General features: G+C 69.7%; 12 protein-coding genes. 4 read left to right on the top strand and 8 right to left on the bottom strand.

The genetic code is table 11. The features are described from left to right. Positions 1-22: 22 nt before the first annotated feature. Positions 23-538 carry an AAA family ATPase gene (locus tag ACXJJ3_RS25630; protein ID WP_458164390.1) on the bottom strand — a complete coding sequence of 172 codons (516 nt, stop codon included), beginning with the start codon at positions 536-538 and terminating at the stop codon, positions 23-25. A 72-nt stretch (positions 539-610) separates the two neighbouring features. After that, a complete protein-coding gene (locus ACXJJ3_RS25635) occupies positions 611-1,210 on the bottom strand; it encodes a TetR/AcrR family transcriptional regulator (RefSeq protein WP_458164391.1) in 600 nt (199 codons plus the stop codon). Between the two features lie 78 nt (positions 1,211-1,288). Here ACXJJ3_RS25635 and ACXJJ3_RS25640 point away from each other — a divergent pair, with 78 nt between their 5' ends. From ACXJJ3_RS25640 to ACXJJ3_RS25650, 3 genes are read left to right on the top strand one after another with little or no spacing between them, the layout of a single operon-like run. Then, positions 1,289-1,825: a 2TM domain-containing protein gene (locus ACXJJ3_RS25640; RefSeq protein ID WP_458164392.1), complete on the top strand. Its 537-nt coding sequence runs from the start codon at positions 1,289-1,291 to the stop codon at positions 1,823-1,825. A 40-nt stretch (positions 1,826-1,865) separates the two neighbouring features. After that, positions 1,866-2,507 carry a Pr6Pr family membrane protein gene (locus tag ACXJJ3_RS25645; RefSeq protein WP_458164393.1) on the top strand — a complete coding sequence of 214 codons (642 nt, stop codon included), beginning with the start codon at positions 1,866-1,868 and terminating at the stop codon, positions 2,505-2,507. 4 nt (positions 2,508-2,511) lie between these two features. Next, a complete protein-coding gene (locus tag ACXJJ3_RS25650) occupies positions 2,512-3,162 on the top strand; it encodes a class I SAM-dependent methyltransferase (protein WP_458164394.1) in 651 nt (216 codons plus the stop codon). 75 nt (positions 3,163-3,237) lie between these two features. Here the strand turns inward: ACXJJ3_RS25650 and ACXJJ3_RS25655 are convergent, their stop codons facing one another. Continuing rightward, a complete protein-coding gene (locus ACXJJ3_RS25655) occupies positions 3,238-3,858 on the bottom strand; it encodes a transglycosylase family protein (protein WP_458164395.1) in 621 nt (206 codons plus the stop codon). Positions 3,859-4,418: 560 nt separating this feature from the next. On the opposite strand from ACXJJ3_RS25655, the gene ACXJJ3_RS25660 reads away from it, so the two are divergent. Then, positions 4,419-4,982 carry a response regulator transcription factor gene (locus ACXJJ3_RS25660; protein ID WP_458171945.1) on the top strand — a complete coding sequence of 188 codons (564 nt, stop codon included), beginning with the start codon at positions 4,419-4,421 and terminating at the stop codon, positions 4,980-4,982. Here the strand turns inward: ACXJJ3_RS25660 and ACXJJ3_RS25665 are convergent. The 5 genes from ACXJJ3_RS25665 to lanKC all read right to left on the bottom strand — a co-directional run bounded on the left by ACXJJ3_RS25665 (position 4,961) and on the right by lanKC (position 13,043). Further along, the gene (locus tag ACXJJ3_RS25665) at positions 4,961-6,646 is read right to left on the bottom strand and encodes an ABC transporter ATP-binding protein (protein ID WP_458164396.1); all 1,686 of its coding nucleotides are present in this window, start codon (positions 6,644-6,646) and stop codon (positions 4,961-4,963) included. The two genes, ACXJJ3_RS25660 and ACXJJ3_RS25665, sit on opposite strands and share 22 nt — an antisense overlap. Then, positions 6,643-8,295, bottom strand: coding sequence for an ABC transporter ATP-binding protein (locus ACXJJ3_RS25670; RefSeq protein ID WP_458164397.1), 1,653 nt, complete (start codon positions 8,293-8,295; stop codon positions 6,643-6,645). Before ACXJJ3_RS25670 ends, ACXJJ3_RS25665 begins: the two co-directional genes overlap by 4 nt. Then, positions 8,292-10,052 carry a prolyl oligopeptidase family serine peptidase gene (locus ACXJJ3_RS25675; protein ID WP_458164398.1) on the bottom strand — a complete coding sequence of 587 codons (1,761 nt, stop codon included), beginning with the start codon at positions 10,050-10,052 and terminating at the stop codon, positions 8,292-8,294. Before ACXJJ3_RS25675 ends, ACXJJ3_RS25670 begins: the two co-directional genes overlap by 4 nt. A gap of 293 nt (positions 10,053-10,345) precedes the next feature. Beyond that, entirely contained in the window at positions 10,346-10,483 is a 138-nt protein-coding gene (locus tag ACXJJ3_RS25680) for a SapB/AmfS family lanthipeptide (RefSeq protein ID WP_184839847.1), read from the bottom strand. Between the two features lie 4 nt (positions 10,484-10,487). Then, the gene (lanKC, locus tag ACXJJ3_RS25685) at positions 10,488-13,043 is read right to left on the bottom strand and encodes a class III lanthionine synthetase LanKC (RefSeq protein ID WP_458164399.1); all 2,556 of its coding nucleotides are present in this window, start codon (positions 13,041-13,043) and stop codon (positions 10,488-10,490) included. Positions 13,044-13,215 lie beyond the last annotated feature (172 nt).

Genomic DNA, 13,215 nt, shown 5'->3' on the forward strand with positions numbered 1-13,215 from the left:
TACCCTCGGGTAGCCGTCGCCGCTACGAGTCGAAGCGGGCCTCGTCGAGGCGGCCGAGGATCGCGTCCACGGTCTCGCCGACCGACAGGTCGGAGTTGTCCAGCCACAGCCCGCGCCGCGGACTGAACGCATGCAGTTCGTAGTCGAGCTCGTCGACCAGATGGTGCGAACCGCCGAGCCGGCTGGAGATCACCTCCGGCCGCGGTGTCAGTACGACGAGATAGCGCGGCCTGGTCCGGATCCCGTCCAGGAACTCGCGCAGCAACTCGCCGATCACCACGTCCTGCAGGACCACGGTGAATCCGGCGCGCGCGTACTCGTCGGCGGTCAGGCAGGCGAGCCGGTAGCGCAGCTGCAACTGGCGCTGCGCCGCGATCACGTCGTCGGCCATCGAGGCCTGCCCACTCACGATCATCCGCCGGAAAACGTCCCCCCGTAGATGCACGCCGTACTGGAACCTCTCGGCGAGCATCTGGGACACCGACGACTTCCCCGCCGCCATGATTCCGCTGACGACGATCACCCCCTCGGACTCCATGCGGCGATCGTGTCACGTGCGGCCGAGGCGCAACCCCGATGCTCGGCGATTCTTGTCGAAAACAAAGGGGGATCAGGCGAGTAGTGACTCGACGTGGTGCCTCATCAACTGACGGACACGGGTTGGTGTGGTGCGTTCGGGCTGGATGGCCGCGTGCAACGCGAGTCCGTCGAGCAGCGCGTGCAACCTCTCGGTCTCGCGCCGTACGTCGAGACCCTCTCTCAACAGCCCCTCGTCGGCGAGCGCGCGGATCAGTTTCGCGCACAGCTCGCGGAGTTCGTTGTGCACGCTGTCGGTGTGCGCGTGCAGGGTGCCGACGCCGGTCTCGGCCTGGGCCTGCGCCATGAACGCGAGCCAGATGTCGAACTCCGCCCGGCGCTCCTCGTCGAGCGGCAGCACCTCGTCGAGGTAGCGCAGCACGATCGCCGGTACGGCGCCCTTCGGGGCGATCGCGCCGATCCGTTCGGTGACCCTGCGCGACACCAGGTCCATCGCGAAGCTGAGCAGCCCGTCCTGGTCCGGGAAGTAGTAGCGCACCGCGCCCGCGGACCAGCCGGCCTCGGCGGCGATGGTGCGCACCGACGCGGCCCGGATCCCGTCCCGGCGGACCACCCGCCAGAGCGCCTCGGCGATCTCCTCGCGGCGGGCGGCGTGGTCGACGATCTTCGGCATGAGGTCCTTTTTAGCACAGCTGTGTTAGTCTCGTTTTACAACACAGTCGTATTGAAACAATCTCGGGAGGGGAACACCGTGCTGCTCGCTGTGATCGCCGCGTGTGAGATCGGCTTCTGGGTGTTGCTGGCCGCCGGCCTGGTGACGCGGTACCTGCTCCGGCTGCGCCGCACCGGGATGGTGCTGCTCGCAGCCGTGCCGCTGGTCGACGTGGTGCTGCTGGTGGCGAGTGTCGTCGACATCCACCGCGGTGCGGCGCCGTCGTTCAAACACTCGTTGGCCGCGATCTTCGTCGGCGTCAGCGTCGGCTTCGGGCACCAGACGCTGAAGTGGGCGGACAAGTGGGCCGCGCACTTCCTGGCCGGTGCGCCGCGCCCGGCGAAGCTGCCCAAGAAGGGACCCGAGCGCGCCCGGCACGAACGCGCCGGCTGGTTCCGGCACCTGATCTCGTACGTCGTCGGCGTCGGCATCATGCTCGTCCTCGGCCTGCTCTCCGGACGCGGGTACGACGCGCTGCTCGGACCCGCCGGGCCGTGGACCCTGGTGCTGGTGATCGACGCGATCGTGTCGTTCAGCTACTCCTTCAACAGAACCGAAGAGAAGCAGCCGGTGTAACCTCCCCGGTCCACGCGGTCACTCGTCGTACATTTCCGGCATGACAACGGTTGGGCGGATCTGGGCTGGGCTTACCGGGCTGATCGTCGTGCTGGGGATCGTCATCCAGCTCCTGGTGACCGCGAACGGGCACGAAGGGTTCTTCCCGGACAACCCGGAGCGGGTCTTCAACGTGTTCGCGTACTTCACGATCCAGTCGAACCTGTTGCTCGGCGGTACGGCGCTGGCGCTGGCGGCGCAGCCGGACCGCCCGGAGACCACGCTCTTCAGGACGCTCCGGCTGAACGGCGTGCTGTGCATCGCGGTGACCGGCATCGTGTACCACGCCGTACTCGCCGGTCTGGGCGATCTGCACGGGTGGGCGGAGGTCGCGAACTTCCTGCTGCACACCGCGGCGCCGGTGGCCGGCGTCCTCGGGTGGCTGCTGTTCGGTCCGCGCGGCACGGTCGACTGGCGGATCGTCGGGTGGTCGATCGTGTACCCGCTGCTCTGGCTGGTGTTCACCCTGGTCCGCGGCGCGTTCGTGCACTTCTACCCGTACCCGTTCGTCGACGTCGACCAGTACGGGTACGGACGGGTGCTCCTGAACTGTCTGCTGGTGGCGGTACTGTTCCTGGCTCTGGCCGCCGGGGCGAACGCCCTCGACGGCCGCTTGCACCGGAACAGAATCGTCGAAAGGTAGACCCGTGCTGGTGACCTCGCGCTCGTACGAGGAGTACGAAGCGATGTTCGACCTGAAGGAACTCCCCGAGTCCGTGCTCGACTGCTGCGCGGGCGGGGCCGGCTTCACCGCCGAGGCCGCGGCCCGTGGCGTGGACGCGATCGCCGTCGATCCGGCGTACGAGCTGGATCACGCCGAGCTCGTCGACAGCGTCCGCAAGAGCCTGCCGGCCACCTCGGGGATCGTGGACGAGCACCACGGCAGTTTCGTCTGGCACTGGTACGGATCACCGGAGCGAAAGGACCAGTACCGGATCGAGGCCGCCGACCGGTTCCTGCAGGATGTCGAGGCGGCGCCGGAGCGGTACGTCGCCGCGGGGCTGCCCGAGCTGCCGTTCGGTGACCGCCGGTTCGAGCTCGTGCTGTGCTCGCACCTGCTGTTCACCTGGGCCGACAAGTACGACCGGGACTGGCATGCGGCTGCGTTGCGGGAGCTGATCCGGGTCAGCAACGCCGAGGTGCGGATCTTCCCGCTGGTGATGCAAGGCGCCGGCGAACCGATCGACTGGCTGCCGGAGCTGCTGGCCTCCCTGGAGGGTGTGACCTGCGAGCTTCGCAAGGTCCCCTACGAATTCCAGGCCGGTGCGAACGAGATGCTCGTCGTCGCTCGCGACTGACACCCGGGGTGCCGGGCGGAGTGGTGGGAGGACGGTCGACCTACCACTCGCCCGGCATCACCAGGTCAGCGGTGATCAGCGAAGGAACCGGCCGCAGACCGGCCACGGGGAGGCGCCGCGCTGCGAGTAGAGCTTCTTCGCCCGCATCAGCTGCTCGCCGGCCGACGCGTTCGTCGGGTTGCCGGAGCCGCCGACGCTGCGCCAGGTCTGCAGGTCGAACTGGAACAGACCGTAGTAGCCGCCGGAGTTCACAGCGCGCGGGTTGCCGCTGGACTCACAGTTCGCGACCTTGGCCCAGGCGCCGCTGAGGTTCGCCTTGCTGCCGCTGTTGCTTGCCTGCGGACGGTCCGCGGAGCGGCTCGTCCGGTTGCTGTCGGACTGCTTGGTCCGGGACTGCTGACCGTCGTTGCTGTCCGACTTGCGGGTCTCAGCCTTCGGGCTGAGACGCGGAGCCTGGTCCTGGCTGGCCGAGCTCTTGACGCCGTCGAGGGTCAGCGTCTGGCCGATCAGGATCAGGTTCGGGTCCTGCAGGCGGTTGATCCGAGCCAGCTGGTGCCAGTCGACACCGTTGGCCTGGGCGATCTGCGAGAGCGTGTCGCCGGACTTCACCGTGTAGTTGTCGGCCGCGAAGGCCGAGGCCGCTCCCGCGGCGGTGATGCCGGCTCCCAGACCGGCGATGGAGATGGTTCGGGCCACCCGGCGAGAGCTTCGCCGGGCGCGCGCATGTCGAGCCTTGGACATCTGAAATTGCTCCTTGTGAGCTTGGGCATGGTGGAGCACACCAGGCCCCCCGTGCAGGGGTGGGGGCAATCGGACCCGTTTCACTGCAGGTAACAGGACAGCGTCCGAATGGTCACGCCCCGGTAACGGCGCGACCTGAGCCATCCTCGGTGAGGTCTGGCGGAAACGCAAGTCCAGATCCGAATCTGCCCCGAATTTTTTCCTTCTGCTGATGATCCGAAACCCCAACAACTGAACGGTTTCCGGTCCCGACACGCCGATGCGGCAACGACTGGAACCGATCGGTTTTCAGCGTTCGGAATGCCGTTCAGAGACCGGTTTCAGGGTCAGATTCCGGACGGTTTCACGCTCAGCATCCGGCCCGGTGCGTGTCATCCGGGGCGTTCACTCGTTGATCGAAGCACGGGCACCGCCGCCCGGTATCCGGTTTTCGGCACCGGTGGCGGCCGAGGCGACGGATGTGATGGGGGCAAGCAGCGGTGATCCGAGTGGCTCTCGGCCATCGTGGCACGTTGGTGCGTGGTGCACTGGCCGCGGTGCTGGCAAGGGAGAACGACCTGGACGTGGTGGCGGACGTGGACCGCTCCGAGGACGTGCTCCAGGTCGCCGGCCGGCGTCCGGACGTGTTCCTGCTCGATCCACAACTGCCCGGGCGGATCCGGTTCGAGGAGCTCTGCCGCAAACTCGCCGGCCGCGGCGTGCTGGTGCTGATCGATCACGAGGCAATCCCGGCGACCAGTCTCGCGTTGGTCAAGCAGGCCCCGCGGATCGGGCTGATCGCGACGGACGCCACCACAGACCAGCTGGTGCAGGCGGTCCGCGATGTGGCGAAGGGGCTGCCCGTGGTCGACGTACGGCTGGCTGTGGCGGCTTTGAAGGCTGGGGACAACCCGTTGACCGATCGTGAGTGCGAGGTGCTGCGACAGGTCACCACAGGCGCGACAGCGCAGGAAGTGGCGCGGACGCTCAGCCTGAGCACCGGCACGGTCCGCAACTACTTGTCCCGGATCCTCACGAAAACAGGGTCTCGGAGCCGCATCGAGGCGATCCGGAAGGCTTACGAGGCCGGCTGGATCTGAGTCCCCGGAGTCCAGCTGCCGTGCAGGTCGCGGTACATCCGGGACGTGCGCATCAACGCGGCGTGGGTACCGAGCGCGGCCTGGTTGCCGTCGAGGACGAGGATGCGCCGGGCGCGCAGCGCGGAGCTGATCCGGTGCGCGATCACGATCAACGTGCCGGGACGTTTCGCGAACGCCTCCTCGGCCTGCCGTTCCGCTTCCGGGTCCAGGAAGCAGGTCGCCTCGTCGAGGACGACCAGCGGCGCCGGTGACAGGTACGCACGGACCAGTGCGAGCAACTGCTTCTCGCCCGCGGACAGCTCGCCCGGCTTCACCTCGGCGTCCAGCCCGCCGATCCGCTCGACCAACCGGCCGGCGCCGATCGCCTGGACGGCGTACCCGAGCTGCCTATCTGTTGCATCGGGCAACAAGTACGTCAGGTTGTCGCGGACCGTCCCGGTGAAGACGTACGCCTCCTGCGGGATCAGCACCCGGGTCCGCGCGAGTTGTCCGGTACTGATCTCGGTCGGCGGTGCACCGCCGAGCAGCAGCCGGCCGCTCGTCGGGGCGAGCATCCCGCAGACCAGCGCGGCCAGTGTCGACTTGCCGATTCCGCTCGGCCCGACGACGGCCAGGTGCTCGCCCTCGGCGATCGTCAGCTCGAGCTTCTCGAGCACCGGCTCCGCCTTCGGCCCGTACGCGAACGTCAGCCCGCGCAGCCGGACCTGGTACCCGCTGACCTCGTCGACCGGCCGCGCGCGTTCCGTCGGCGTCGACGTGTCGAGGATCCGGCCGAGCGTGATGACGTACCGCAGGCCGCTGTCGCCCAGGGCGTTCATCACCGTGTTCAACGCCGGCTGCAATCCGATCAGTACGTAGGTGAGCCCGCCGAGCAAGGTGCCCGTACTGACGCCACGCCCGACCAGCCACGGCCCGGTCGCGAGCAGGATCAGCAACGGCAGCCAGCCGCCCACCGCGAAGCACAACGTCCGCAACGCCGACACCTTCGCCAACGCCCGCTCGGCCGTCGCGTGTGCCTGGATCGGCTGCTCTGCAAGCCATTCGGCGTACTCCTCGGCACCCGTCGCGGTGATGTCGCGCACCCCGCCGAAGACCATGCCGGCTGCTGACGCGAGCTGCTCGTCCGCGGCCAGCGACGCCCGCACCCGGTCCGCGGCCATCCCGAGCACGGCCAACGACAACGCGAACCCCACCAGGAACGGCGGTACGACGAACGCCGCGACGAGCGGGGCGAGCGACAGCAACCCGGTGAGTACGCCGAACAACGTCACCGCGAAGCTCCGCAGTACGAGGACCAGCCCGGCGAAGGTGTCGCGGACGATCTCGACCTGCCGATTGAGCCGCGCCACCGCACCGTCGTCGCCGGTCCGCAGCGCGCCACCGACAACCCGGCGTACCAGGTCGTCCCGCAACGGTTCGACCAGATCCCCGAGCCGCCCGTACACCTGCCGCGCCCCGGCCGCGCCGAGCCCGGCGGTCGCGACCAGCCCGGCCAGCCAGGCGATCCCCTGCCAGGCGTGCCCGCCGAGGAAGCTGTCCGTCGCTCGGGCCACCGCGATCCCGTAAACCGCCGTCGGCAGGATCTCCGGGATCGACCACCCGATCAACCCGAGCGTGGCCTTCTTCCGGAGCGCGGCAGCGCCGTACGACAGCTCTCGTTTCATGCGAAGACGGCTCGGTACGACGTGTTCTGCCAGAGGTCGGCGTGCGGGGCGAGTGCGCGGACGCGGCCGTGGTCGAGCCAGAGGACCAGATCCGCACGGGCCGCGGTCGCCGGCCGGTGGGTGACGATCAGGCGGGTGCGGTGCCGGCGGTCGTCGGTGAGCGTCCGGGTGATCTGGCGTTCGGTCGCGGTGTCCAGGCTGGACGTCGCGTCGTCGAGGACCAGCAGCCGGCGGGCCGGCCAGGCCCGGGCGAGGCCGAGGCGTTGCCGTTCGCCGCCGGACATCGGGGCCTTGCGCAACGACGTGAAGTACCCGTCGGGCAGCCGGCTGACGAAGTCGTGCGCGTGCGTCGCACGGGCTGCGGCCAGGGTCCGGATCGGGCTGACCGCGTGCGGGTCGATCGCCTCGCCGACGGTCCGGCCGACCAGCTGCGGACGCTCGAAGGCGCAGCCGACCGCGTGCCGCAGTACTCGCCGACTGACGGCCTGCAGTGGTACGCCGTCCAGCGACACCTGCCCCGTCGACGGATCCCGCAGCCGCGCCGCGACCGCCGCGAGGACGGACTTGCCGGCGCCGCTCGGGCCGACGACCGCTACCGTGACGCCCCCCGGCAGGTCGAGATTCACGTTGTCCAGCAGGACATTCCCGTTCGCGACCACGCTGACGCCGTCGAACGTGAGCTGCCCGGAACCGCGCGGCAACGACAGCGTGCCGTGCGCGACCGGCGCGATCGCGATCACCTCGGCGGACCGCCGGACGCCGGCCTTCGCGCGGGCCAGCTCGCCGAGGACACCGGTCAGGTTGCCCAGCCCGGCGCCGAGCACGGCGTACTGCGAGGCCGCGAACAGCTCGCCCGCCGTGACGTTGCCGGCCACCAGCTGCAGGCCACCGACGGCCAGTACGGCGACCAGGACGAGCGGGCCGACGACCGCAGCCTGGGCGCCGGAGCGGGCCAGGATCCGCCAGGTGACGACGCCGTGCCGGTGCAGTTCGGGGAGCAGACCGAGGATGCGGCGCTCCTCGCGGTCGGTCGTACCGGCGGACTGGATGGTGCGGATGCCGGTCAGCGATTCGGACAGCAGGGCGGCGATCCGGCCCTGGGTCTCCTGGTAGGCCAGGCTGACGTCGGCGGTGCGTTTCGCGAAGGTCCAGAGCACCAGGACCACCAGCAGGACGCCGCCGAAGAACGCGGCCGCGAGCCACGGGTCGATGACCGCGAGCAGGACCAGGCTGCCGAGCGGGGGAGCGATCGCGGCGATCGCCGTCACCGCGGCCGGCCCGGCCTGGGCGGCGTCGGTCGCGTTCGCCGAGACCCGGGTGACCAGGTCGCCGGTCTCGAAGTCGCGGGACCCGTCGGGACCGCCGCGGACGACGTGCCGGACCAGCCGGTTCCGCAGCCAGGCGGTCGTTTCCGCGACGCAGGCGGCGCCCGCGAACGCGTCGACGATGCTGGCCGCGATCCCGAGCCCGATCGCCGAGGCCGCGACGATCAGCCAGCGGGTGTACCCGTCACCGGCCACGATCGAGTCCACCGACCGCCCGAGAATCGTCGGCAACGCCAAGGTCACACCACTGCCGATCAAAGCGTTCAGACCGATCAGCGGGAGCCAGCCACGCCCGTGCTTGGCCACCTCGTTGAAAGTGATCATGCGCCGAGTCCTGTCTGGTCGGCGAGGAACGCGAGGATGTCGGCGGCCAGGCCGATGCCGCCGGTGGTGTGGCCGGCGTCGGGTTCGAAGCGCAGCAGGACCGGGCGGGGCCCGGCGGTCGCGTGCTGCAGCGCCGCGGTCAACTTCCTTGCGTGCAAGGGGTCGACACGCGTGTCGTTGCCGAACGCGGTCAGCAGCACGGCCGGGTACTTCACCCCGTCGACGACCCGGTGGTACGGCGAGTACGCGAGCAGGTTCCGGAAGTCGTCGGCGTCCCGCACCGAGCCGTACTCCGAGGTCCAGCGCTCGCCGAGCCCGGACAGCTCGTACCGGACCATGTCGGTCAACGGCGCCGAGCAGACCACGGCGGCGAACAGCTCCGGGCGCTGCGTGAGCGCGGCGGCGGTCAGCAGTCCGCCGTTCGACTCGCCGCAGATCGCGAGCTGGTCCGCGATGGTCCAGCCGTCCGCGATCAGCCGCTCGGCCGCGGCGACGAACGCGTCGACCACGTGCTGCTTGTCGTGCGGCGTGCCCGGCGGGAGGTTCACGGTCACCAAGGATCCGCCCGCCTGCACCCAGGCCAGCGCGAACGCGGAGTACGTCGGCGTCAGCTCCTGCCCGAAACCGCCGTACCCGTAGAGGATGGTCGGGCCCGGTCCGCCGATCACGTGCAGGTCGGTCTGACGGGCGCTTGCTGCGGTCGGGCGGTCGGTGCTCGGGTCGTAGCAGCGGACCGTCGGCGGCGTGACGCTGTCGGTGTACGTGTACCAGGCTCGGTTGCCGTCGGCGCTGAGCGATCCGACCGACCCGTTGCCGGGGAGGTCGACGATGCCCTGGTGGTCGCCCGTCGTCCGGTCGTACACGGTGAGCTCGGTGGCCGTGGCGACGAGTACGACGTCGTCGAGGATCGCCAGCCCGGTCAGCGGGCGGTCGGTCCGCAGGTAGTCGTGCCAGACCGTCGGTTCGGCCGGATCGCCGACGCAGACGCGGCCGGGCATCACGACGTACAACCGGCCGTCCGGACCCACGGACATGATCGTGGTCTCCGTGGTCGGGAGGTGCCGCGGCGCCGGGTCGGCCGTCAGATCCTGGAACCACAGGTCGGTCGTCGTACAGATCGTCAGCCAGCGGCCGTCCGCGCTCAGCTCGAGCCCGTACGTCGCCTCGTCCGCGAGGACCGTGGTGTCGTCGGGGTCGCCCAGCGTGTGCCGCCGGACCTGGCGGAAGCGGACGTAGTAGAAGGTGCGGTTGTCCGGCAGCCAGGCCACGGGGGAGTACCGGCAGCCGTCGAGTGGGCCGTCGACCAGCTGACCGCTGCCGACGTCCAGGACGGACAGCGTCGACTCCTCGGAGCCCCCGCGGGACAACTGGAACGCGACCTTGCTGCCGTCCGGCGACGGCTGCCACCCGTCGAGCGTGGTCAGACCGCTCGGATCCAGCTGCCGTACGTCGATCAGCGGCGACTCGTCCGCGAATAGTACGGCGTGCCGCCCGGGCTCGCGGCGCAGCGTGAAGCAGCGGCCGCCGCGCCGGACCGGCGTGGACATGCTGCCGACGGCGGACAACGCCCGGACTCGGTTCCTCCAGCCGAACCTGGTGCTCAGCGACGCGGCGTACGTCAGCCACAGCTCGTCCTGATCCCGCAGCCACCCCTCGGCGGCGGACGGGTCCTCGAGCCAGCGGTACGGATCCGCGACGGTAGTGCCGTGCACCTGCTCCACGAGCGTCAGACGCTCGGCGCATGGATAGGACTGCACGGAATCGATCACCTCACTCACCCCTCTCCCACCAACACAACGAGCGCACCGCCCCGGAGCTACCCCACGACAGGTCGGCCCTGGGCGGAATCCCACCCAGGGCCTCAGAGGTCCCGCGAACAGGTGGCGCCTGCTACGCGCCGCCCCGCGGGCACTGGGCGGCGTTGTCGTCGGTCGACAGGACTCCGTCCTGCCTCCCTCCTCCGCCTTGCCCAGCACTCCGCGGGACGACGCTCGCGACGGCACCACCTGTCCGCGCGACCTCTACTACCTGGCATAACAGGTGCCGTGGATCAGTGGCAGAGCAGCAGGCTCAGGTTGCTCGGGGTCTGCGAAGCGCAGCCCAGCACGGTCAGCGTGGAGCCGCCGTGGTGGTGGCCGTGGTGGCCGTAACCCGGGGTCTCGAGGCCCTGAAGGTCGAGAAGTGCCATGTGTTTACACCTCCTTCGGTGCAGTTCGTCGGGATGTGGACTCGGACCACTGGGGAGGTCCGAGGAACGGGAGGGACACCGGCGCGTCATGGAACGCCGTGCCCAGGGCCAGCAGGACGCCGGCCGATCCGGTCGCCAGGTCCATCGAGAGACGGAGCAACTGGTTGCCCGGGTACGCGAGACCGCCCGCGAACGGCATCGCGTGCCAGCCGAGCCCGTGTACGAGGTCGTCGACCTGATCACCGAGCGCGGCGGCGGTGAGGAGCACGCCCGCACGACCCATGAACAGGCCGGGCTGGACGTAGTACGAACAGTGGGTGACCCGCTTGAGCTCGGCGAGGACCGCGCTGAGCTCGTCGGACGGGCGGTGGCGCAGGTACCGCTCGAGGACGAGCGCGATCCCGGCCGAGCCCTCTTCGAGGTACGGCAGCGTCCGCCAGCCCTGGTTGACCTGGCGCATCCCGTCCTCGGTGAGAACGGTCCGCTTCAGGTCGTGCCGGAGCGCGATCTCCGCGAGGTCGAGCAGCCCGGTGTCGCCGAGCCGTTCGAACGCGTCGAGGAACAGCAGCGCCGGCCCGGACGACCCGTACATCAGCCCGGCCCGCGCGTACTGCCCGCCGCTGATCTCCGGTACGTCGGCCTCCAGCCGATCCGCCACCAGGTCGAGGACCCGGACCGCCTGCGCGCGGAGCGCCGGCTCGGTGTCGAAGTGCAGCAGGTTCAGCCCGATCCCGGCGAGGCCGGAGTGCAGCCCGAGCTCGCGGGTGCTCCAGTCGTCGGCGAGGGTGCGCTCGACCAGGTCCAGCGCGTCCTGCCGGTGCCCGAGCTCGTCGAGGACGTGCGCGACGCCGTGCAGCCCGTCGTACAGCCCCGGCCCGGCCGCGGTCTCGAACGCCCGCTTCCGGAGCCAGCCGTCGTACTCCGGGAAACGGCCGGCGCCGGTCTTCGCGAGCGCGTACAGCACACCGGCCGCACCGGTCGCCAGGTCGATGCCGCCCGCGTCGCGGAACTGCGCGATGTCGCCGGGGAACAACCGGTCGGTGCGTTCGGGTGTCGCGCTCGCCGCGATCGCCGTGGTGAGAGCCGTACGGACGTCGGTCCACTCGGCCTTGCCGGGCAGCGCGAGGTCCGCGAGGTTGTTGGCGGTGTTCGCGCCGACGATCGTCCGGACCGCTTCGTCGAGCGTCGCGCGCGGCACCGGGAAGGTCTCCGCGATCATGTCCGCGAGCTGGAACGCCTTGCCGGGATGGAGATTCAGCAGAATGGTTGCCTGCGGCGCATAAACGCCGAGCGCGATACAGGCCAGTGCGTACCGGTCCACGTCGACGCCGTGGCGGTCCTGCGGCGCGGCGTACCCGGGATGTGCGAGTGTCGACCGGGCCTGGTCCTCGGCCCGGGTCGCGACCTCGAAGTCGATCAGCGTGAGCTTGCCGTTCACGTCGAGCAGCAGGTTGTCCGGGTGCAGGTCGCAGAACACCACGCCGCGCTCGTGCAGCTGCCCGACGGCCTCGCCGACCTTGGCGACCATCGCGGTTGCCCAGTCGGCGTACTCGGCCTTCTGGGTGGCGGTCGCGTCCGGGTGGGTCAGCGGATACCGGCGGACCAGCTCGCGCTGGAGCGACACCGAGTCGATGTGCTCCTGGACGAGGAAGTGGTGCTCGCCGAGCTGCAGGTAGTCGTGGGTCTTCGGCACCGCGCCGAGCCCGTCGAGCTGCGCGAGGATGTCGCGCTCGTGGGCGATCCGCGCGACGGCGTCCCGGCCGGCCAGGTCGAGCCCGGCGTACGGACGGCCCTCCTTGAGGACGACGCGGGCGCCGGTCTCGTTGTGGTGGCCGAGGTACACGCCGCCGCCGTTCGAGAACTGGATGACGCCGTCGATCGTGTACGCGAGGTCGTTGGTGGTGACCGCGTTGCGGGCGTCGAGGTGCGGCTGCAGGAAGTCCGGGAGCTGCACCCAAGGCGGCGTGACGAAGGTCGGGCCGCGGTGGTCCGGGACGAGGTTGCCGTGCACGTCCTCGATCGCGAGCACGCGCTCGCCGGTCGCGGAGAGGCAGTAGCGGCTGACGAAGGCGCCGTACCGGACGAAGAGCGGACCTTCGGCGTAGCGCAGATCGCTCAGGATGTAAGGGCCTTCGACGCCTCGCAGTACGTCGTCGAGCTCCTTGAGGATCAGCTCGAGCTGCGCGTCGTCGGTCGGGTAGATCGTCACCAGCTTGCCGCTCGACCCGCGGGGAGCGGCCTTCGAGTTCGTCATCACCAGGACGGCCTCGTTGCGCAGGAACTTGAATGCGATGCCGCGCGGGACGCAGTACTCCCAGACCGCGGCCAGGGTGCGCTCGACGTCCTGCAGACGCGCGGAGACGTGGATCTTCCAGCCCTGCGCCGGCAGCTTCAGGCCGTCGGGTGCGTAGTGCATCCACTGCTCGCCCGGCACGTGCTGCCAGCCCTCGGGGACCGGCCGCTGCGTGATCGCGAAGTCCGGATGCGAGGCACCCCGGTTGGCCGGCGTCTCGTAGAAGTGCCGATCCGCAAGGCAGTAGAACTCGTAACTCTCGTGCATGACTGTCCGACCCCCCTTTCTGGTGCTCCAGAAATCCTGAAGGTCTTTCAGCGCTCGGCGTAGTGCACGATGTCATCACTCTGATGTGAAGAACGCACATACTACGAGTGAGTAAGTAAACACTCTTCGTTACGGCAGCGACTCGACTGAGCGTGAAACCGGTCGTAATAAC

The sequence above is a fragment of the Kribbella sp. WER1 genome, from assembly GCF_054189145.1.

Coding starts and splice junctions, on each gene's coding strand:
- ACXJJ3_RS25630 (WP_458164390.1), bottom strand. CDS start 538: ATGGAGTCCGAGGGGGTGATCGTCGTCAGCGGAATCATGGCGGCGGGG.
- ACXJJ3_RS25635 (WP_458164391.1), bottom strand. CDS start 1,210: ATGCCGAAGATCGTCGACCACGCCGCCCGCCGCGAGGAGATCGCCGAG.
- ACXJJ3_RS25645 (WP_458164393.1), top strand. CDS start 1,866: ATGACAACGGTTGGGCGGATCTGGGCTGGGCTTACCGGGCTGATCGTC.
- ACXJJ3_RS25665 (WP_458164396.1), bottom strand. CDS start 6,646: ATGAAACGAGAGCTGTCGTACGGCGCTGCCGCGCTCCGGAAGAAGGCC.
- ACXJJ3_RS25670 (WP_458164397.1), bottom strand. CDS start 8,295: ATGATCACTTTCAACGAGGTGGCCAAGCACGGGCGTGGCTGGCTCCCG.
- ACXJJ3_RS25680 (WP_184839847.1), bottom strand. CDS start 10,483: ATGGCACTTCTCGACCTTCAGGGCCTCGAGACCCCGGGTTACGGCCAC.
- lanKC (WP_458164399.1), bottom strand. CDS start 13,043: ATGCACGAGAGTTACGAGTTCTACTGCCTTGCGGATCGGCACTTCTAC.